Annotated in this window: 21 protein-coding genes; 12 read left to right on the top strand and 9 right to left on the bottom strand. The window is 45.4% G+C overall.

The window, feature by feature from the left end; translation table 11 throughout:
- The first annotated feature begins 20 nt into the window (after nt 1-20).
- The 4 genes from HMPREF9193_RS02315 to HMPREF9193_RS02300 are packed head-to-tail and all read left to right on the top strand — an operon-like array spanning nt 21 to nt 1,991.
- Nucleotides 21-491: a flagellar basal body-associated FliL family protein gene (locus HMPREF9193_RS02315; RefSeq protein ID WP_021686444.1), complete on the top strand. Its 471-nt coding sequence runs from the start codon at nt 21-23 to the stop codon at nt 489-491.
- Nucleotides 492-542: 51 nt separating this feature from the next.
- Nucleotides 543-893 (top strand): hypothetical protein, encoded by a 351-nt coding sequence (locus tag HMPREF9193_RS02310; protein WP_021686443.1) that lies wholly within the window; start codon nt 543-545, stop codon nt 891-893.
- A 37-nt stretch (nt 894-930) separates the two neighbouring features.
- Nucleotides 931-1,503: an RNA polymerase sigma factor gene (locus tag HMPREF9193_RS02305; protein WP_021686442.1), complete on the top strand. Its 573-nt coding sequence runs from the start codon at nt 931-933 to the stop codon at nt 1,501-1,503.
- Nucleotides 1,504-1,517: 14 nt separating this feature from the next.
- Entirely contained in the window at nt 1,518-1,991 is a 474-nt protein-coding gene (locus HMPREF9193_RS02300) for a hypothetical protein (RefSeq protein WP_021686441.1), read from the top strand.
- 5 nt (nt 1,992-1,996) lie between these two features.
- Here the strand turns inward: HMPREF9193_RS02300 and HMPREF9193_RS10670 are convergent, their stop codons facing one another.
- Both HMPREF9193_RS10670 and HMPREF9193_RS02290 read right to left on the bottom strand, forming a co-directional pair.
- A complete protein-coding gene (locus HMPREF9193_RS10670; RefSeq protein ID WP_021686440.1) occupies nt 1,997-3,118 on the bottom strand; it encodes a M23 family metallopeptidase in 1,122 nt (373 codons plus the stop codon).
- Nucleotides 3,111-3,722, bottom strand: a complete 612-nt coding sequence (locus tag HMPREF9193_RS02290) for an SAM-dependent methyltransferase (RefSeq protein WP_021686439.1) — start codon at nt 3,720-3,722, stop codon at nt 3,111-3,113. The genes HMPREF9193_RS10670 and HMPREF9193_RS02290 overlap by 8 nt, the downstream gene beginning before the upstream one ends.
- 51 nt (nt 3,723-3,773) lie before the next feature.
- Here HMPREF9193_RS02290 and HMPREF9193_RS02285 point away from each other — a divergent pair, with 51 nt between their 5' ends.
- Nucleotides 3,774-4,850 carry a polyprenyl synthetase family protein gene (locus HMPREF9193_RS02285; protein ID WP_021686438.1) on the top strand — a complete coding sequence of 359 codons (1,077 nt, stop codon included), beginning with the start codon at nt 3,774-3,776 and terminating at the stop codon, nt 4,848-4,850.
- Nucleotides 4,851-4,925: 75 nt separating this feature from the next.
- Entirely contained in the window at nt 4,926-6,752 is a 1,827-nt protein-coding gene (locus tag HMPREF9193_RS02280) for a phosphoenolpyruvate carboxykinase (GTP) (RefSeq protein ID WP_021686437.1), read from the top strand.
- Nucleotides 6,753-6,842: 90 nt separating this feature from the next.
- Here HMPREF9193_RS02280 and HMPREF9193_RS02275 read toward each other — a convergent pair whose 3' ends face one another.
- The 6 genes from HMPREF9193_RS02275 to galE form a co-directional block, all read right to left on the bottom strand.
- Complete coding sequence (locus HMPREF9193_RS02275; protein ID WP_021686436.1) at nt 6,843-7,445, bottom strand: hypothetical protein; 603 nt, start codon at nt 7,443-7,445, stop codon at nt 6,843-6,845.
- A 14-nt stretch (nt 7,446-7,459) separates the two neighbouring features.
- Nucleotides 7,460-8,575, bottom strand: coding sequence for an LPP20 family lipoprotein (locus HMPREF9193_RS02270; RefSeq protein WP_021686435.1), 1,116 nt, complete (start codon nt 8,573-8,575; stop codon nt 7,460-7,462).
- The gene (locus HMPREF9193_RS02265; RefSeq protein ID WP_156882440.1) at nt 8,563-10,062 is read right to left on the bottom strand and encodes a COG3014 family protein; all 1,500 of its coding nucleotides are present in this window, start codon (nt 10,060-10,062) and stop codon (nt 8,563-8,565) included. The genes HMPREF9193_RS02270 and HMPREF9193_RS02265 overlap by 13 nt, the downstream gene beginning before the upstream one ends.
- Nucleotides 10,063-10,129: 67 nt before the next feature.
- Nucleotides 10,130-10,762, bottom strand: coding sequence for a penicillin-binding protein activator LpoB (locus HMPREF9193_RS02260; RefSeq protein ID WP_021686433.1), 633 nt, complete (start codon nt 10,760-10,762; stop codon nt 10,130-10,132).
- Nucleotides 10,759-11,985 carry a M20 family metallo-hydrolase gene (locus HMPREF9193_RS02255; RefSeq protein WP_040847343.1) on the bottom strand — a complete coding sequence of 409 codons (1,227 nt, stop codon included), beginning with the start codon at nt 11,983-11,985 and terminating at the stop codon, nt 10,759-10,761. The genes HMPREF9193_RS02260 and HMPREF9193_RS02255 overlap by 4 nt, the downstream gene beginning before the upstream one ends.
- A 1-nt stretch (nt 11,986) precedes the next feature.
- Nucleotides 11,987-12,964, bottom strand: a complete 978-nt coding sequence (gene galE, locus HMPREF9193_RS02250) for a UDP-glucose 4-epimerase GalE (RefSeq protein ID WP_040847342.1) — start codon at nt 12,962-12,964, stop codon at nt 11,987-11,989.
- 309 nt (nt 12,965-13,273) lie between these two features.
- Here galE and HMPREF9193_RS02245 point away from each other — a divergent pair, with 309 nt between their 5' ends.
- The 3 genes from HMPREF9193_RS02245 (at nt 13,274) to HMPREF9193_RS02235 (ending at nt 16,024) form a co-directional block, all read left to right on the top strand.
- Entirely contained in the window at nt 13,274-14,089 is an 816-nt protein-coding gene (locus HMPREF9193_RS02245) for a TrmB family transcriptional regulator (protein ID WP_021686430.1), read from the top strand.
- 63 nt (nt 14,090-14,152) lie between these two features.
- Complete coding sequence (locus tag HMPREF9193_RS02240) at nt 14,153-15,022, top strand: hypothetical protein (protein ID WP_021686429.1); 870 nt, start codon at nt 14,153-14,155, stop codon at nt 15,020-15,022.
- Between the two features lie 6 nt (nt 15,023-15,028).
- Entirely contained in the window at nt 15,029-16,024 is a 996-nt protein-coding gene (locus tag HMPREF9193_RS02235; protein ID WP_021686428.1) for an ornithine cyclodeaminase family protein, read from the top strand.
- Between the two features lie 83 nt (nt 16,025-16,107).
- Here the strand turns inward: HMPREF9193_RS02235 and HMPREF9193_RS02230 are convergent, their stop codons facing one another.
- Nucleotides 16,108-17,250, bottom strand: coding sequence for a formylglycine-generating enzyme family protein (locus tag HMPREF9193_RS02230; RefSeq protein WP_040847359.1), 1,143 nt, complete (start codon nt 17,248-17,250; stop codon nt 16,108-16,110).
- 200 nt (nt 17,251-17,450) lie between these two features.
- Here HMPREF9193_RS02230 and era point away from each other — a divergent pair, with 200 nt between their 5' ends.
- The 3 genes from era (at nt 17,451) to HMPREF9193_RS02215 (ending at nt 19,074) form a co-directional block, all read left to right on the top strand.
- On the top strand, nt 17,451-18,332 hold the full coding sequence (gene era, locus HMPREF9193_RS02225; protein ID WP_040847341.1) for a GTPase Era: 882 nt from the start codon (nt 17,451-17,453) through the stop codon (nt 18,330-18,332).
- 113 nt (nt 18,333-18,445) lie between these two features.
- Nucleotides 18,446-18,676, top strand: a complete 231-nt coding sequence (locus HMPREF9193_RS02220; protein ID WP_021686425.1) for a hypothetical protein — start codon at nt 18,446-18,448, stop codon at nt 18,674-18,676.
- Nucleotides 18,673-19,074, top strand: coding sequence for a type II toxin-antitoxin system VapC family toxin (locus tag HMPREF9193_RS02215; protein ID WP_021686424.1), 402 nt, complete (start codon nt 18,673-18,675; stop codon nt 19,072-19,074). Before HMPREF9193_RS02220 ends, HMPREF9193_RS02215 begins: the two co-directional genes overlap by 4 nt.
- The last annotated feature ends 30 nt before the right edge of the window (nt 19,075-19,104 follow it).

Genomic DNA, 19,104 nt, shown 5'->3' with positions numbered 1-19,104 from the left:
TAACAGTATACAATCTAAATATGAATAAAATCCAGAGGATATTGCTTCTTTTTTCGATATTTGCCTGCGCGCTTGTTTTATTCGGAACGGCTGTAGCTTTTATATCGGGAAACGCACACCCCGGCGGCAATTTACGCCGTGCAGATCCGAATCCTCAAGTGCTGCAAAAAAAAGTGGTCAACGATGCTACCGTTTTTTCCGACATCGGCACTATGCGCTGTTCCACCGCCGATAACCCTCCGGTACCTCTTGTAATAACGCCCTACTTTCGCTATGCCGGCAGCGATAGCGCTTTTTACGAAGAACTTGTGCAAAAAACCAGAAAAATCCGCTTACTTATAAGCTCTTACATGCTTAAGCACACAAAAACGCAATTGCTCGGCGCCGGAGAGCAAAAACTAAAAGCAGACTTACTTGAATTGATAAATAAAGAACTCGTATTGGGAAACATAGATACGCTGTATTTTTCGGATTATATTTTTTTGGAATAAATGCAACAACAGCGCATTATTTGTGTCTATTAAACCGAAGGAGTACGTAGTATGAATGAAATTACAGTAAGTCCTGCAGCGCAGGTTATCACATCGATAATCCCCATAGTCGGTATTGTTATAGGCGGCGTTGTTATATTCTTTTATCTTTTGTGGCGGCACACGCAAATAAAGCTGCTTATTCAATCGGGCAACTATACTCCGGTACGCTTTGATGTGTGTTTTTTTTCTCTTTTTACCGGTATTTTGCTGACGGGCATAGGCGTTGTATTAACCGTTTTAATTGCTTGCGTTGCGGGAGCAACGTATTCGCTTTTGGGAGGTTTAATTCCGCTTGTTATAGGAATAAGCCTTATCGTTTTTTATATCGTGTACTCAAAAAAAACGCAGCCGAAACGATAGGCTGCGCGTATTTGCGCTTAGTATAGAAGAGATTGAATTGAAAATACGGGAAAGCACTTATCCTGAAGCCGCACTAAGAGATTTTGCACTGGTAAAAGAAACTTGCGGCGGCAACGATAAAGCTTTCGGAGTTTTGGTATCGCTTTACGAAAAAAAAGTACGCGCGTTGGGCATAAGTTTTTTTCATAACCATCACGATTGCGACGATTTTGTACAAGACGTTTTTATAAAAACATATACCAATTTGCAATCTTTTCGATTTAAATCGCGTTTTTCTACCTGGCTTATGCGTATAGCGTACAATACGGCAGTCAATTCGGTAAAACGCCGCAAAGAATACGTACCTCTTTCGGAAAGCGCTGAAGTTTCGGATACGGACTACAGCCCCGAAGAGCGTGAGCTTCGCCGCATGGCGGCACAAGCGATACGCCAAGCGGTAAAAGAGCTTCCGGTTCAAGGCGCCGTATGCATCGATTTGTATTTTTTTTACGATTTTCCGTACAACGAAATCAGCGTTATAACCGGATGGCCGGTAAACACGGTAAAATCGCATATTTTTAGAGCAAAAAAAATGCTTAAACAAAAGTTGGAAAATTTAATTCAGCCGTAAGGAGATTTGCAATTATGAATATCTGTATAAACAAAGAGCGCTGCAATGCCGTATGTAACGATTTTTTAGCTTTGGATAAAAACGATGCTTTGCCGTTATCGGTTAAACTGCATACGCTTTTGTGTAAAGACTGCCGAAAAAGCATTCGTTTATACCGTCAAGCCGAAAATCTTTGCGCGTACCCGCTGTCCGGTACGCTTTCGTTTGATGATCCTCGCGTTACTGCGGTTATGAAGCGCATTACCGACACATACAGCGGCGCAAATGAAGACGACATTCAGCTTATTTCGCTTAAACGCTGGATAATCGCCGGCTGTATACTCGTCGGTACTATATTACTGTTCGGATTGTTCGGCACATCGGATGTAAGACCGCACATGCAAATCCTTTTATATTTATGCTTTGCAGGCTTTATCAGCGGTTATTGCGCTTTTTTTGTAGGCGGAAACTTACAATTTTTTATTAAAAAATACCGCAGCTGCGTATAATTTTTTTAATTCCACAGCGAAACCGGATTAACTGCAGAACCGTATTTGAATACGGAAAAATGTAAGTGCGGTCCGGTACTTAAACCGGTATTGCCGACCCAGCCTAAAACAGTTTTAGTGTCGACGCTTTGCCCGGTGCGCGCTTTTATGTTAGCAAGGTGACCGTACAGCGTGCGGTAACCTGAGTGGTGTGCTACAATAACGTAATTGCCGTACACGGGACTGTAACCGGTTGCCGTTACTTTTCCTACCAGCGCAGCGTACACGGGCGTCCACATTGCGCTTGCCAAATCCACCCCGTTGTGAAACGTCCGCCTGCCGCTAAACGGACTGGTTCTCCAGCCGAAATACGAACTCATATAGTAGCGGCCGCGAAGCGGGCGCTTAAACAAATCGCCGTTTATTTCCTGTCGTGTAACCCAATCCAAAAAAGCATCCGGAACAAACAGGGTAACGCCGGCTTTAAGCTGACTTTGTTCGCTTAAACGGTTTACAACGGCGGTTTTTTTTGCCGATACTTGATATTTTTCTGCAACGCTTTCCGCCGTTTCCCCGTCTTTTTTAGTTGTATATAAAATTCCCGGCGAAGAGGGGATGCGAAGATAATCGCCTATTTGTATGCGCCGCGTTTGGCGTATATTGTTTACGCTTATCAAAGTATCTTGGGTAATGCCGAAACGTTCGGCAATAACGCTTATCATATCGCCTTTGCGTATACGGTACGCCGTATAGGTTAAGTCGGGGTACAATTCCGCTTTAGCTATGGCTTGCGCCCACACTTCAGGCTGGGGAGGAAAATTGCGCAGCGCGGTACGGGTGTTAAGCGAAGCGTCAAAATCATAACCGCCTTGTCCTGCAAACAATTCCGACACGGCAAAACCGGCGGCAGGCGGGACGTTATCCCCCGTATCGGAAAAAGCGCGTGTCCAACCCGACAAAAAAAGTTCGGCGCCGACCAATTCTTCAGACTGTTTTTTTGAGCGGTCGGCGGTTTGGGCGCCGGCTTTTGCCGTACTGCCAAAGCGGCTTAACCAAACCGTACAAACGGCGGCAGTCGCAAAAAGCACACCGGCACAAGCCGTAATAAAAGCGATCCGCTTTATAGAAGAAAAACCGACATTAAGCATTGTCTGCCGCCTTTCGGTTAAGTCCTATTAAATACATTTCAAAAGATTCCGAACGGCACGCTTCCGGTTTGAATGTGCGCACGGCATCAAATAAAGTTTTCATTTTGTTCGACAACATGTGCCGGTCTTCCCCTTGAAATATTTTTACTGCGCAGTTTCCGCCGGTTTTAAGCACGTTTTGCGCATACGCAAGCGCTTGTTCGACCAAAGCCGAAGAGCGTGCGGTATCTATCAACCGGCTTCCCGTTGTAGCCGGAGCGGCATCACACAGCAGGGTATCGTACGGACCTTCAAGTGCAACGCGGCGCATCGCGGATGCATCGTTTAAATCAGCTTGAAAAAACGTCAGTCCTTTTCCTTTTACGTTTTTTGCCAGCGGCTTTAAATCAACAGAAACGATTTTTCCCGTTCCGTTCAGCGTGCGCAGCACAAATACCGTCCAACTGCCCGGCGCCGCCCCCAAATCCAATACACAGCTTCCTTTTTTCAAAAGAAAAAACTTTTCGTTCATTTCTTTTAATTTATACACCGAACGCGCCGGATAACCTTCAGAAAAAGCTTTTTTAGACCAAAAATCCGGTTTTTCGTACGAATTGGCAGCCATGCACACTCCGGGTTATTTTCCTTATCGGAAAAAAACGTTATATTCAACAGTATGAATCCGTATTTTACACCAAGATTAAAAAAGATTGAAGATCTCATTCGGCAAAATCTGCCGATTTATGTACAAAGCGGCGAATGGGTTTCCCGTTCATTCGGTAATTTTAATAAAATCGCATATACAAAATATATCGACAGTCTTATCGAGCCGTGCAAAAATCTGGTGGACTTGGGCGGTAAACGTTGGAGACCCCTTTTAGCGGTACTGTGTGCACAAGCCGCTGCGGAACATAAAAAAAACAAAGATATGTTGATAGAGCGCGCGTACACCCTTACTCCGATGATAGAATTCATTCACAGCGCAAGCCTTATTCATGACGATATAGAAGACGCTGCGGATATGAGGCGCGGAAAACCTGCCGCACACATTAGGTGGGGAACGGACAGCGCACTTAATTCGGCTTCGTGGCTGTATTTTCAAGCTTTTGCATGCCTCGACAACAAAGGTTTTACCGATGCGCTACGTTTGCGTTTGTACGATGCCGTATTACAAGAGCTGCGCCGGCTTCATTTGGGACAAGCGATGGATATTATGTGGCACAAAGACAATAGCACATTACCGCAAGAAAGCGAATATCTTACGATGACTGCTTTAAAAACAGGAACGCTTGCCTCCCTTGCCGCACGCTGCGGCATCCTTGCCGCTTCAGGCGGTGCGCGTAAAGCGGAAAAAACGGCGCTTTTAGCCGCACAAATAGGAGTCGGCTTTCAAATCCGCGACGATATAACAAACCTTACTTCGGGCAATCCGGGAAAAAAACGCGGCGATGATATTGTAGAAGGTAAAAAAAGCTTGCCGCTTTTGTATCATATTAAAGAACGTCCGCAAGATTTTAAAATACTTGCACAATGCTTTGAACGCGCGCAAAAAGAAGGCGTCGATTCTCCTGCGGTAGAACAAGCGCTTGATATTTTAAACGGCAGCAGCGCTATACAAAAAGCATACGAAAAAAGCACGCAGCTGATAGAAAATTCTTGCAAAAAACTTGAAAAACTGTACCCCGCTTCGCCTTCGGCAAAACACATACGAGATTTGTTTCCCCCTTGTAACGATCCGCAAAATACGCTATAGTTTTACCGATACGGCGTAAGGTTTCAGCAAATCCTCAGCGATTTATACGGCACAACGCCGAATGAAGGAGTTTATATGACAATAGATGAAATTAAAAACCCGAAAGCGCGCGCTTGGGTGGACGAATGCGTAAAAATGTGCCAGCCGGACAGCGTATACGTATGCGACGGCTCTACGGAAGAATACGACCGCCTTATGAAACTTTCAGTCGATGCAGGTTTGGCAATTCCGCTTAAGAAAAAACCGAACAGCTTTTTGTTCCGCTCTTTACCTTCAGACGTTGCACGCGTTGAAGCGCGCACTTATATTGCAAGCCGTGATAAAGAAAACGCGGGTCCCACAAACAACTGGATTGACCCTGCCGAATTAAAAACTACGATGAAAGGTTTGTACAACGGCTGTATGAAAGGCCGCACTATGTACATCATTCCGTTTTCGATGGGTCCGGTAGGCTCCGCTATTGCCAAAAACGGTATTGAATTAACCGATTCTGCATACGTTGTGTGCAATATGGACATTATGACCCGCGTCGGAACTGCGGTTTTGGATATTATCAATAAAACGGGCGAATTTGTTCCCTGCTTGCACTCGGTCGGAAAACCGCTTTCTCCGGGCGAAACGGATAAAGGCATTTGGCCCTGTGCGGATATGGAACACAAATACATTTCCCACTTCCCCGAAGAACGGCTTATTTGGTCGTACGGTTCGGGTTACGGCGGAAACGCATTGTTGGGTAAAAAATGCTTTGCTTTGCGCATTGCTTCCGTTTTGGGACGCGACGAAGGCTGGCTTGCCGAACACATGCTTATCTTAAAATTGACCAACCCCGAAGGCAAGGTAAAATACGTTACCGGAGCTTTCCCCTCGGCATGCGGAAAAACAAACTTAGCTATGCTTATCCCCACAATTCCCGGCTGGAAAGTTGAAACAGTCGGCGACGATATCGCATGGATGAAATTCGGCGAAGACGGCAGATTGTATGCAATCAACCCGGAAGCGGGATTTTTCGGCGTTGCTCCCGGAACATCAGACCAATCCAATAAAAACGCGATGGAATCGTGCAAAAAAAACAGCATCTTTACCAACTGCGCGCTTACCGAAGACGGAGACGTATGGTGGGAGCAAATCGGCTATCCTGCAAAAGGCAAATTGGTTGACTGGAAAGGCAATACGCGCGATGCTTTGCCCAAAGATAAAAGCCCCAAAGGCGAAGAATTCGCTCACCCGAATGCACGCTTTACGGCTCCGGCAAAGCAGTGCCCCTGCATTGCAAGCGAATGGGAAGACCCCAAAGGCGTGCCGATTTCCGCATTTTTATTCGGCGGACGCCGTCCCTCGACAATTCCTCTGGTACACCAAGCGCGCGATTGGAACCACGGCGTGTTCCTCGGTTCAATCGTAGGCTCGGAAGTTACCGCAGCCGTTATTTCCGACCAAGTAGGTCAAGTTCGCCGCGACCCCTTTGCTATGTTGCCGTTTTGCGGTTACAATATGGGTGACTACTTCCAGCATTGGGTTAATATCGGCAAAAAATCGAGTGCCGACAAATTACCAAAAATCTTTTACGTTAACTGGTTCCGCAAAGATGCCGACGGCAACTTTATGTGGCCCGGCTACGGCGAAAACAGCCGCGTTTTGGCGTGGGTATTCGACCGCTGCGACGGCAAAGACAATTACGTAGACACCGCCATCGGCTATATGCCCAAAGAAGGTGCCATCAACACATCCGGCTTGGACATCAGCGCTGCAGCAATGAAAGAAATTACTTCGGTTGATAAAGAAGGCTGGAAAAAAGAAATTGCGGATATTCGGACAAACCACTATCCCAAATTCGGCAGCCATTTGCCCAAAGAATTGGCAGACCAGCTCGATATTTTGGAAAGCAATTTGCAAAAAATGTAAAAGATTTGAGGCAAATAGCTTCAAATCTTAAAACAAGTTAAAGCAAATAAAAAAGCGCCGAACGATACAGTCCGGCGCTTTTTTTTATTCTTACATCATATTCGATATAAAAATCATTGAAGAAGTAAACGGATATTTTTTTTGAACGGTTTGCATTGTTTCGCCGTATTTGTTTTCGGGGAAGCGAAACGACCAATGAGCGCTTTTGTCGTTGGGGCTTAATTTTATCAAACATACAAAATCGCCCAAATACAAGCATTCGTTTGCACCGAGTGTAAAGGCTCTTTTATACTGCTCCGGCGGCACATCAAAATTAAGTTTTGCCACCACTTGGTCTTTTAAACCGATGTATTCGATTGTATCAACTATGTACGAACCTGCAGGAAGGGTTTCCAACAATACGCTTTGCTCATCGCCTTCAACAAAATAAAACGCGTAGCGTTTGCGCGTATCGGTGTTTTTTAAAACCACGCTGACGGTAAAGTTTTTAACTGCTGATTGTTTTAAAAACCTGCCAAATACGACACCTTCGTTTTGGGCGACAGAGTGTTCCGCTTTTTCAATTCCGGCGCGGATTGCCGGCGAAGAGGTTGCGCAAGAAACAACGCCGGCACACAAAAGCACCCACGAGCACAGCATAAAAAGCGCGCGGGGTAAAACGGTATAGGCATACAATTTTTTATTTTTTTGCATTTCAGATTTTCTCCTTATGACAATTTAAGTAAATGTTCTAAAAAACTGTTTTTAATTTCGGTTTCGGCCGTACGCACGGCACGCTGTACGGCTTCACTTTCGCTTAAGTGCGCTTCTTTTCCGCCCGTACTCCACGATAAAACCGTTTTTCCCGTGCGCGTGTCGCTCAGCTGTACGTTCAGCATATAGCGTACAAAGCGGTTGTCCGAAGCACTTGCAGTTTCAAACGGTGTTGCGGAAAAAGAAGCGGACAATACGTAGGGCGCAGCATTTTTAACCGAGGAGGCAAAACCTGCTTCATTAAGCACGTTCATAAAAGCAGCTGTCAGTCTTTCGCCGGCAACGTTTTTAACGTCGGCTTTAACATCGCTTTTAACATCTACCGCTATGCGTATTTTTTCGATTTCGCGGCGCAAAAGCACTTCAACCGCTTGTTTATTTTCGTACGCTAAAGAAACTAATTTATACTTTGCAGGATGCACTACGGATAAAACCGCCATGTCGCGCTCGTTTTCCGCTGCGTTTTCTACGGCTTGGCTTAACGCCGAAACCGCTTCAAAACCGGCAGGGTGTTCCGAAGCAAACACAATCAATTTGTTTATGCCGTTTTCGCAGTTGCGGATTTTTTGCGCATAATAAGAACCGACTTCTTCACGGTTTATTACGGCAAGCGCATACTCTGTGCCGTCGGGGGCTGTCCACGTTTCTTTTACCGTCAAGCCGGTAATTTTATCTACTTGTGAAACCGTACGGACAACGGACGATACGCTTTTTTTAACCGTTGGAGAATCTTTTTCCATGCTTTGCGCCGCTGATGTTTCGGAAGCAACTTTTTGGCTGATTGATTTTGTTAATGCGGCGGCAGCTTCTATTTCCGCACCGGAGCGCTGTTCGCTATAACCTACGGCGCTTAAATAAAGCGAATCGGGGTATACTGCAGCAGCATCGGTTACCCACGCGGGAGCTTTTGAAAGCTGTGTTTTTGTATGTTTTGCGGCAGCCGAAGAAGCGCTTACACAAGAAACGTGTATGCCGACTACCGAAGCGCACAGCAAGCCCCACATACACAGCGCACGCAAAGTTTGCGTTTTTGTTTTTACCCTGCAACCCTTTGTATTCAGCGCATACATACTGCCTCCACAAGATTTACGGACGAGCTGTGTATGTGCACATTTTCTTTTAGTTCTTCGTGCACTACCCGATTATTTTTATCATAACAAGTAACACGGACTGTGTACACCCCGCTGTCCAAATTCAAGCCGCCAGCCCACACGTGTGCGGGAAAACAGCGCGAACAGCGTACATCGGCACGCTCGGAAACTTCTATAAAAATATCTGAAACTAAAGTGATAAAAGCGCTTAAAGCACTCATATTGCCGCTGCCGTCTTCTTGTGAAGCTGCCGCCGCACCGGCAACGGTCGACGCTGCCGTTTTAGACAGCGCGCGCAAAAAGGTTTTTAAATATATAAGTTCACTTTTTTGTGCAAACGTATCTTGTGCTATGTTTTCTATGCTTTCGAGCAATTCCAAACGGCAGGAAGTTTTTGCGCCGTCCGATGCTGAAACTTCGGCTTTTACGGACGCGACCCTTGCCGGCTTTTTTTGCATAACCGGCAGCGCAATTTTAAGCCACGGTCCGCCGGTAATATTGGGTACACGGATAACTTCTTCCGTTTTTTCCGGCGCAAATCCGGAAAAACACAAAAGATTCATTCGGACTTTACCCTGCGGCACGTTCAATTCTTCATCAACAGCCGACGGCACGGCAAAGGGGTATAAAGATTTTTGCGTTAAAAAAGCCGTGTGTATGTATTTTCGGTCTACTTCGGCGTTGCTCAAATCTCCTTGACTTCGGTACAGTAAAAGACTGATGTAGCGGGCTAAAACCGAATCATAAAACTGCAAATCGTTTTTTTGCGCATACGGATGCTTATTTGTGCTTTCGTGCCGCTCAAAGGCTCCGGATTGCGCCGGATACTCCGAAAAACCTTCATTTCCCGCTTGACGGCGGGCATCTTCAACGGCTTTTTGATATTTTGCCGACAAGCGTTTTATTTTGTTATCGATACGCCGCACTTCAACAAAAGCATCTTCGGTATTACCCAATTGAATGTAGTTAAGAGCCATAAACGCGTTTGTATAGATATCTTCGTAATCTTCGCCGGCATAATCGACAAGACTGTCGTTAATCATAAAGGAACCGACCGCTTGGGTAATGCTTTGTGCATAGTAATAGTCGATCAGTTTTTCGGCTTTTGACAGTTTTTCGTTGGAAAGTGCATAGTCGCCGGCAAAACGGGCAAGCATGCCGCCGTCCAAATTATATAGTACACGGTCTTGCTTGGCATACAAAAAGTCTTTGTTTTTTTCCAAGCGGTTTAACGCAGCTTGATAATCGCCGCAAGCAGCACTTTTTTTGACGTTTTCAAAATTACCCGAAGAAACGCAAGCTACAAACAATACGGCGGTAATTACGGCAGCAGCCGCAAACACGGCACCGGCAATCTTTGTTGTCATCGGTACGCAGGGTACTTTCGGCACGCAAGGCGTTGCCGCATTCGGCACCGATCCTGCCGCACCAGATACAAGCGGCTGTACTGTTCGGATGTGCCGCATTCGGTTGCCCCGCGCACAACACTTTTTTAGAGCTTGACTCCTCATAACATAAAAGAATTACAAACGCTTAAAAGCGGGCGGTTGCTTTGGTAATCAGTTTTTTTATGTCCGAGTTTTCGCCTATCCACAATTTCCGGTTGCTTTCTATATCGATAAGCTCAGCAGTTACAAAATATGTGCGCGTCGATTTTTTTTCGTTCATATCGACAATCGTTTTTACCGCTCCTATAAGCATAAAATCCGCACCGGTTTCGTTTGCAAGCCGTTTAGCGGTTTGTTCGCTCGACCATTCTTGCTGCTCTTTGCGTTCACTGCGCAATTCTCCGCGTTCGCTCGCCGAAGCGACAAAATCCACTTTACCGCTGTTTACCAAAGCCGCTTCAAATTTTTTTACCAAAATGGAAGTGTCTATGTGCTCATCGCTTTGATTTTTAAACGTGCCGACGATAACCACCGGCAGTTTAGCATGTTCTCTCGTATACGATGCTATTGCATTCGCCGCAGTGCATTCTTTTATAAGCGTATCGGCAACTAAACGCACATCGGTATCATTCCAATACCCGCTTAAATCGACCGTTGTTTCAGGGTCAAGCCGTTCAACTTTTGTACTGCTGCAGCCGGCAGCAACCAAACACAGCAAAGCAATACACACAGCGGTAAACACCGCTTGCAGATTTTTTTTCACATCGGATTTTATCATTTTGTTCCTCCGAAAACGGCTGCAAGAACTTTTGCATCTTGCACCAGATTTTTTATTTTGCAATACTCGTTCGGCTGATGAGCCGTTTCATCGAGGGTGCTCCACACTGCCGCATTAAATCCTTTTATACGCAAATATCCGCCGACAGTCCCTCCGCCGATACCGATGGGGCGGGCTTTTTTGCCGGTAACCGCTTTGATCGCTTGCGCCAATTCCGTAACAACCGGAGCGTCGACGGGAGTTGCCGGTGACTGTACGGCTTGCTCTTCGGTAAACGATATTTTTACACCGTATTTTTTTTCAATTTCATCCATCCGTTTGCGCGCTTCCGAGCGGACTTCATCGAGCGTGTAGCAGGGTAAAATGCGGCAGTCCATGTAAAACACATCTTCACCGGGAATAGTATTAACGTTCGGAACATTCGCTTCTTTTTTAGTCGGCTGAAAAGTTGAATACGGCGGCTCAAACAATTTGTCCCGTTTTTTAAAAAAACGTTCCATGTCGTTTAATTTAAGAGAAAGCGCACTTGCGGCAAGGCATGCATTTTTGCCCAAGTTCGGCATAGAACCGTGAGCTTGCTTTCCGCGAACTTTTACTTTTAACCACAACAGATTTTTTTCGGCAACTTCTATCGTTTCGCCCTCAGAATCTCCGCCGTCGGGAATAATAATAATATCCTGTTTGCGGAACAGTTTATGCTTTTTTAATAAAAATTGAATGCCGTACACAGAGCCGACTTCTTCGTCGGCGGCAAACAACAGCTTTACCGTGTAATCGGGAACAACGCCGTTTTGCACAAACGCGAGCGCAGCAAACACACCGCTGCACAAACCTTGCTGATCGTCTTCAACGCCGCGCCCGATAATTTTTCCGCCTTTTTCGATAACTTTCCACGGGTCGGATGACCACAGCGACAGCTCTCCGACGGGAACAACATCCAAATGAGCAATCACCCATACCGTTTTTTTATCGCTTTTACCGGCAATCGTTGCAACCAAATTGGGACGCACTCCCGATTGCACTCGGCTGTCCGGAGCGTCAAAACGCTCAAGCTGCGTAATGCCGTGCTTTTTCAGCCATTCTTCCAAAGCAATACATTTTTTTAACTCCCCTTCTCCGCCGCTTTCGGGAGCAAGCGCAGGGTAAGAAGTCAACAATGTTTCCAAAGCAATTATTTCTTTTTTTTGATTTTCTATCCACGAGCACAGCGTTTTAAAACTCATGTTATTTTTCTCCTTTTTTTGCATACACCGCCCATGTCGAACTTATGAGCGTGTCCGTATCCGAATATTTGGGAGTCCAGTTTAGCGTTTCACGCGCATACGCCGATGTAGCGTATAAACAAGCAGGGTCTCCCGCGCGACGGCCGACCGTTTTTGCAGGAATAGGCTTTCCGGTAATGCGGCGGGCGGCTTCAAGCATTTCCGAAACGGAAACGCCGCGTTCGCTTCCCAAATTAACCGTTAAACTTTTGTTGTGTTTGGTAATGTAATCGAGCGCTTTTACGTGAGCGTCCGCCAAATCGCTTACATGCACATAGTCACGTATGCAGGTGCCGTCGCGCGTGTCGTAATCGTTTCCAAACACTTGCAGTTCTTTTCTCATACCGCATGCGGTTTCCATAATAACCGGCAGCAAGTTTGCAGGGTTTTGCTCCAAGCCGGTAAGTACTCCGTCCGGATCATAGCCTGCCGCATTAAAATAACGCAGAGCGGCATATTTTAAGCCTTTTAATTTGTCGTACCAGCTCATGAAGTTTTCAATCTCGAGCTTGGTAAAGCCGTAGTAGTTTTCCGGATTTTTAGGATGTTTTTCATCTATAGGAAGGTATTGCGGAGAACCGAAAACCGCCGCCGTAGAAGAAAACACCATGTATTTGCAATTATGTTTAAGCGCCGCGTTCATAATGTTCAGCGAACCGCTGATATTGTTAATCGAATATTTTTCCGGCGCTATCATAGATTCTCCGGCAGCTTTAAAAGCTGCAAGGTGAATAAAAGCGTCAAACCCTTTTTCAAAAGCTTTGTCCAATGTTTCAGGATATAAAATATCTCCGGCTATAAAATCGTTTTCGTCAAATAAATTTTGAAGCTGACCTGTTGATAAATTATCGAATACCGTTACGCGGTGTTGCGCTTTCATTAATTCTTTTACAACATGACTTCCGATGTAGCCTGCACCGCCGATAACCAAAACCTTCATAAACCCTCCGAAACCGAAGCCTCTTGCACTTTTTTTAAGCACGGCTTGCGGTGCAAAAAGTATAGCACAAAAAAGCGCCTTTGAGCAACGGACGAAAAAAATAAAAAAATTAATACATTTTTATCAATAAAAATTTGACAAATTAAAATACCTCGTATATACTGTTTTTAAAAGGAGGCTAGTAGCTACTAAAGGTAACTATTATTTACAAAGCTTATCGCCGAAAACGGTTAATACAAACGGTATTGCATAACTTAAAAAAAGCGTTCATAGTATCCCAAACCGAATTACACAAAAGAAGGTTCACGGATGACGGATGAAATGATTTTTTTGCTTAAAAACTTCGGGTTTACCGAATCCGAAAGCAGAGCCTATGTATCGTTATTGGAAAACGGCTCGTGTACCGGTTATGAAATAAGCAAAATTTCTGCCGTACCGAGATCGAAAATATACGGCGTACTTGAATCGTTGGTACAAAAAGGCGCTGTTGTTTTAACCAAACGGGATAAAAAGATTTTTTATAATGCCCAGCCGGTTGCCGAAGTGTCAAATGTAATTACAAAAAAAGTGACGGAAAATCTGACAAAACTGCAGAACGCCGCTGAAAAAATCGGAGAACCGGAATCGAATGAAGATATTTGGAATCTGTATTCGATGGACGCGGTAAAGGTCAAAATATATAAAATGCTGAGTTCGGCGCAATCCGAAATTTGCGTTCAAATTTGGTCGGATGAACTGGATGAATGCATGGAAACCTGTTTGGTTAAAAAGCAAAAAGAGTTGGGCAAAGTACTTGTTATATTATACGACTTGTCCGGAAAATACAAAACAAAACTGAAGCACGTGTATAAGCACGGTTTTGAGCAGGAAAAACTGGCGGAACTGGGAAACCGCTGGCTTGTGATAACGGTTGACGGAACAGAAACCTTATCCGCAAGCATAAAAGACAGCGGAAAAGTCGATGCAACGTATACAAAAAACAGCCGCATGGTTTTTTTTGCAAAAGAATATGCACTGCACGACGCTTACAGTCTTAAAATGATCGAACACTTAAAAAAACAAGTTACAACCGAGTTCGGCGAAGATATGAAAGAGCTGCGTAATGTATTCTCCTTTACAAACTAAAACGGAAAAACACGTGTACATCGGTATGCGGACGGTTCCGTCAATTTTTTTAGGAGGCATTATATGCTTGTTACGATTATCCTTGCGTTGGTTGCCGTTGTAAACGGAATTTTCGTGGTGTATTTTGTGCGCGATTTAATTACGCACAAAGGTGAATTTATGAAAGAACCGGGCAATCCCATTGTTATGGCGATTTCTTCTTTCATTATTTTTCTTTTGTCTACATTCGGAATTTCGGACTTTGCAATCGGTTCTGCCCTGTACCCGAAGGTCAAATGGGTCGATGCAAAAAGACTTCCCGGTACGCTGAACACCGAATGTGTCGTTCCCGTTGCGGTTATGGCGCTCTGTTATATTTCCACTATCAATGTGGGAATGGCAACCTTGATTATCGCAATCGTCTGTCAGGTAATCGGCGCGTACGTAAGCCCGCGTTTTGTCGTAAAACTTCCGGCAAATATCATAAAGCGCTTTATTTCCGTAGGACTTTTAGTTGCGGCAGCACTTATTCTTGCAAACAAATTCAACATTTATCCTTCCGGAGGAGATGCAACCGCCCTTGTCGGATGGAAATTGATTCTTTTTGCCGTATTGTGCTTGGTTTACGGCGCACTGAACAATATCGGAATCGGCTCTTATGCTTTAACAATGGCAACCGTATACGCACTCGGATTAAACCCGGGAGTAACGTTCCCGATTATGATGGGCGCTTGTACTTTTTCCGTTCCGGTCGGTTCGATACAGTTTATAAAGCTTGATTCGTACAGCAGAAAAATCACCCTGTTTACTTCTACGCTCGGCGTTCTCGGCGTACTTGTTGCAGTCTTTGTCGTAAAAAGCCTTAATACTTCCGCTTTGCAATGGGTTGTGGCAGCCGTTATCCTTTACAGCGCAATCACGATGCTTTTAAGCTCGCTCAAAACGCAGGAGTAACGCGTTATGAAAATTACGGTTCTTAATGCGCGGCAAATGAGCGACGTCTTTACAATGAAAGACGCCATTCAAGCCGATAAAGACGCGCTGCAATTGTATTCCGAAGGGAAAAGCACTATTCCGCTCCGCGCAAATTTGGACATAAAAAAATACAACGGGCAAACCCTGTATATGTACGGCTATGCGGAGCATGCGAGGGCTTCGGGCGTTAAAATCGTTTCCGTGTATCCCGATAATATCGAAAAAGGATTGACGAGCGTTCCCGCGACGATGATTTTAGTCAACTGCGAAACCGGCGAAGTAAACTGTATGATGGACGGTACGCACTTAACCAGAATCAGAACGGGAGCGGTCGCCGGAGCTGCAACGGACATTCTTGCCCGCAAGGACAGCAAAGTGTTCGCGCTTTTCGGAACCGGCGGCCAAGCCGAAAGTCAGTTGGAAGCCGTGTTAAACGTCCGGCACATTGAACTGGTAAAAGTGTTCGATATAAACAAAGAGCGCGCTCAAACCTTTGCCGAAAAGATGACGCAAAAATTCGGCGCGAAATTCTCCGTTAAAATTGTAAGCGCTTCTTCTGCCGCGGATGCGGTTCAAGACGCTGATGTCATTACCACCGTAACGACTGCAAGCGAGCCGGTTTTTGACGGTTCTTTGGTAAAAAAAGGCGTACACATAAACGGCGTCGGCTCTTATACGCCGGCAATGTCCGAAATCGATGAAAAAATCATCGTCGGCGCAAGCAAGGTATATGTCGATACGAATGACGCGGTAAAAGAGTCGGGTGATTTGATAAAGCCGATAAAAAAAGGCGTTTTCAGCGCCGATAAAATTACCGGTGAACTCGGCTCGGTGCTGTCGGGAAAAATACAGGGAAGAACATCGAAAGATGAAATGACTTTTTTTGAAACAACCGGAAGCGCCGTGCTCGACCTTGTAACCGCACAGCGCATATACGAAAAAGCCGTTCAGGCAAAAATCGGTAGCGTTATAGAAATATAAAAGAGTGTGCCGGTTCTATGCAAAAACGAGATTTGCGTTTGTCGCAAATCTCGTAGTGAAAACTGCACAAGAACGTGCAGTTTTCACGAGCGGCAAGCCACACGAAAGCCGACATAGTTGAGGTGATTGTGGGTAGTGCTGTGGACGCGAACACCGACAACGCAACCCTTTGCTCCAAGCTTCCAGCCGCCGCGTTCGACACGCCTTGCACCGGAAGCAGCACCTTGCGGGTCGCTAACATCACCATTCTCTATATTGCCGTGCCGGTCAAAACACCATTCAAAAACGTTCCCGCTCATATCGTATAAGCCGAGTATATTCGCTCTCTTTTCTCCGACCGGATGGGTTTTTTCTTCTGAATTATCCTTATACCACGCAACCGCTCCTGTTTCCGCAGCATTATTCCAGTCAGCTTTGGCTCCGCTTGCACTGTCTAGTTTAGTAAGCCATACATCACCGCACTTGTCGGCATTTGCGCTGTCATTTCCCTGCCAGCGGGCTGCGTACTCCCATTCGGCTTCGGTCGGAAGTCTAAAGCCTTTTTTGCTCATATCGGCATATGCCGCATCACAGTCGGTTGTATTCGTTGAGTCTTTTAATACGGTAGGATCGGTATTGCTTTTGCGGTATACGCATTCGCTCTCGGCGCCCTTTGTCTTTTCAGTATACGCATTACACCACACTATGCAGTCCCGCCAGCTTACCATCGTTACCGGATGATTTTTATTCGCTGTAGGAGGCTTGCCGATATTTATATAATCAGGCTTAGTACCTCCACCACCTGTGCCGTCCCAGCCTTCAAGCCCTTTGTTTGCAAAAGTGTAGCCGTTATGTTCTGCCCATTTCAGTACTTCATACCATAATTCGTATGTCACTTCCGTTTTGCCGAGCTTGTAGGGGCTTAATTTTACCTTACGGCCTGCACGAAATACGCCTTTCCAAGAATCTTCATTTCCGGGTAAGGTGTAGTTAGGATCAACACCTGCGATGCCGTTTGCAGGCGGATTTATTTTTATAAAGCCGTCGCCTGTGTCTTCAAAACTGCCTATATCGCCGGCATGCGGGGATCCTTCTCCGTTGCTGCCCGTATTGTTCGGACAAGCGGTCAAGACCAGTGCTGTGCCAAGCGTCAGTGCAATAAGTGCGGTTGTGATGAGCGCCGTCCCTGTTTTACTTAATTCACGTTTTTTTTCAAAGGAGAATGCCCCCTTTTCGCAACTATACATTTGCACAGTCTTTTTCGCTTTTATCATACACTTCTCCTGTGCGCCTCACGGCGCTATTTTATACCGCCCCGGACGGCATTTAAGCTAATCTATTATACCACACTCCTCAGGAAAAACCAAATTTTTTGCATATTTTTTTTTCAAAATTCATGCAAAATTTTACCTTGCACAAGAGCGTCCGGGCGGATATACTGCTTTCCATGAGTAAAACAGCAGTCGTCGCGATAATCGGACGCCCGTCCGCCGGAAAATCAAGTTTTTTAAATGCCGCAGGCAATCAAAAGATTTCGATTGTGTCGCCGCACCCGCAAACAACGCGCAACGCCGTGCGCGGCATTGTAAACACCGACAAAGGGCAGCTCGTGTTTATCGATACGCCCGGCTATCATCAGTCCGACAAAAAACTGAACCTCAAACTCAAAGGTATTGCCGAAGAGCCGCTGCAAACGGCAGACCTTCTTTTATATGTTTTGGATTCGACGCGCGAAGCCGGAAGCGAAGAAAAACTCATTGCGTCGCTTTTGCAGCCTTTCAGCTCGAAGCTGGTTGTTGCCGTCAATAAAATCGACAGCGACGAAGCTAAACCGCAACTGTGCAAACTTTTTATAGCCGAACAGCTTCCCTCGCTCGGTGCGGTAAGAGTTTTTAACATTTCGGCAAAAACGGGTGAAGGAATCGACGCCGTCCTCGCCGCTTTGTATGAGCTTGCCCCGGAAGGAGAAGCGCTGTATCCCGAAGAATACTACACCGATCAGGAAGTCGATTTCCGCATTGCCGAAGTTATCCGCGAACAGGCGGTAAACCGTTTGCGCGATGAACTGCCGCACGCCGTTTATGTGGAAATTGCCGACATGGAAAGCCGTAAAGACGGCAGAGAGCTGTGGGTGCGCGCCTTTTTGGTCGTCGAACGTGAAAGTCAAAAAGGCATGGTTATCGGCAAAGGCGCTTCTTTAATCAAAAGTATCCGCATTGAATCGATTAAAGCGCTGCGCCGCATCTTCGATTACCGCATCGACTTGGACTTACAGGTAAAAGTCAATAAAAACTGGCGCCAAAAGACACGGTACTGGCGAAGATATTAAAGTAGAATTATATGCATGAAAATGCGCCCGGTTTTATATAAAAATACCATTATACTTGCACGTATACTTGATTTTGGCGGTAAAGCATACTATTATATTTAGCGGAGGATTATATGCCGCAAATATCGCTTTATGTTACGCAGCCCGATTTGGCTAAAATAGAAAATGCTGCCGCAAAAGAAAAAAAATCCATTTCAAAGTGGGTTGTAACAAAAATTTTTGAATACCTTGAACCTTCATATCCTGCAGGCTACGAAAAATTGGCAGGATGCATACGCGATGAAAATTTCCGGCGTCCGGATCAGAGCGATTTTTCAAAAGATGCATACAGAGAAATGATATGATGTATTTTATAGACACCAACATGTGTATCTATTTCTTAAAAAACACATATCCCGGTATGGTTAAACGCTGGCTTTCCATAACTCCCGACAAAATAAAGATTCCTTCAATAGTGAAAGCGGAACTGTTAACCGGCGCGTATAAAAGCGTCATCAAAAAAGAGATCCTGAGGAAACTGGAATTTTTTCTTGCGCCTTATGAAATCATACCTTTTACGGATGAAATGACATTGTGCTATGCGGAAATACGGTCAAAGCTTGAAAAAAGCGGCACCGTAATCGGCCCCAATGATTTATTGATTGCAAGCATAACAAAGCACTGCGGCGGAACATTGATAACAAACAACACCTGCGAATTTAAGCGAATACCGGGATTAAAACTTGAAAACTGGACGGAATAGGTAAAAGTCAATAAAAACTGGCGCCAAAAA

Origin of the sequence: Treponema lecithinolyticum ATCC 700332 (assembly GCA_000468055.1) — a bacterium.
Lineage (GTDB): Bacteria > Spirochaetota > Spirochaetia > Treponematales > Treponemataceae > Treponema_C > Treponema_C lecithinolyticum.
This window is presented reverse-complemented; position numbering and strand designations above follow the sequence as displayed.

Bases quoted from the DNA above. Each gene is read 5' to 3' on its own strand.
- HMPREF9193_RS02265 (WP_156882440.1), bottom strand. From the start codon at position 10,062: ATGCGGCACATCCGAACAGTACAGCCGCTTGTATCTGGTGCGGCAGGA.
- HMPREF9193_RS02290 (WP_021686439.1), bottom strand. From the start codon at position 3,722: ATGGCTGCCAATTCGTACGAAAAACCGGATTTTTGGTCTAAAAAAGCT.
- HMPREF9193_RS02245 (WP_021686430.1), top strand. From the start codon at position 13,274: ATGACGGATGAAATGATTTTTTTGCTTAAAAACTTCGGGTTTACCGAA.
- galE (WP_040847342.1), bottom strand. From the start codon at position 12,964: ATGAAGGTTTTGGTTATCGGCGGTGCAGGCTACATCGGAAGTCATGTT.
- HMPREF9193_RS02255 (WP_040847343.1), bottom strand. From the start codon at position 11,985: ATGAGTTTTAAAACGCTGTGCTCGTGGATAGAAAATCAAAAAAAAGAA.
- HMPREF9193_RS02240 (WP_021686429.1), top strand. From the start codon at position 14,153: ATGCTTGTTACGATTATCCTTGCGTTGGTTGCCGTTGTAAACGGAATT.
- HMPREF9193_RS02220 (WP_021686425.1), top strand. From the start codon at position 18,446: ATGCCGCAAATATCGCTTTATGTTACGCAGCCCGATTTGGCTAAAATA.
- HMPREF9193_RS02310 (WP_021686443.1), top strand. From the start codon at position 543: ATGAATGAAATTACAGTAAGTCCTGCAGCGCAGGTTATCACATCGATA.
- HMPREF9193_RS02215 (WP_021686424.1), top strand. From the start codon at position 18,673: ATGATGTATTTTATAGACACCAACATGTGTATCTATTTCTTAAAAAAC.
- HMPREF9193_RS02285 (WP_021686438.1), top strand. From the start codon at position 3,774: ATGAATCCGTATTTTACACCAAGATTAAAAAAGATTGAAGATCTCATT.
- HMPREF9193_RS02235 (WP_021686428.1), top strand. From the start codon at position 15,029: ATGAAAATTACGGTTCTTAATGCGCGGCAAATGAGCGACGTCTTTACA.
- HMPREF9193_RS02275 (WP_021686436.1), bottom strand. From the start codon at position 7,445: ATGCAAAAAAATAAAAAATTGTATGCCTATACCGTTTTACCCCGCGCG.
- HMPREF9193_RS10670 (WP_021686440.1), bottom strand. From the start codon at position 3,118: ATGCTTAATGTCGGTTTTTCTTCTATAAAGCGGATCGCTTTTATTACG.
- HMPREF9193_RS02300 (WP_021686441.1), top strand. From the start codon at position 1,518: ATGAATATCTGTATAAACAAAGAGCGCTGCAATGCCGTATGTAACGAT.
- era (WP_040847341.1), top strand. From the start codon at position 17,451: ATGAGTAAAACAGCAGTCGTCGCGATAATCGGACGCCCGTCCGCCGGA.
- HMPREF9193_RS02260 (WP_021686433.1), bottom strand. From the start codon at position 10,762: ATGATAAAATCCGATGTGAAAAAAAATCTGCAAGCGGTGTTTACCGCT.
- HMPREF9193_RS02230 (WP_040847359.1), bottom strand. From the start codon at position 17,250: ATGTATAGTTGCGAAAAGGGGGCATTCTCCTTTGAAAAAAAACGTGAA.
- HMPREF9193_RS02315 (WP_021686444.1), top strand. From the start codon at position 21: ATGAATAAAATCCAGAGGATATTGCTTCTTTTTTCGATATTTGCCTGC.
- HMPREF9193_RS02280 (WP_021686437.1), top strand. From the start codon at position 4,926: ATGACAATAGATGAAATTAAAAACCCGAAAGCGCGCGCTTGGGTGGAC.
- HMPREF9193_RS02270 (WP_021686435.1), bottom strand. From the start codon at position 8,575: ATGTATGCGCTGAATACAAAGGGTTGCAGGGTAAAAACAAAAACGCAA.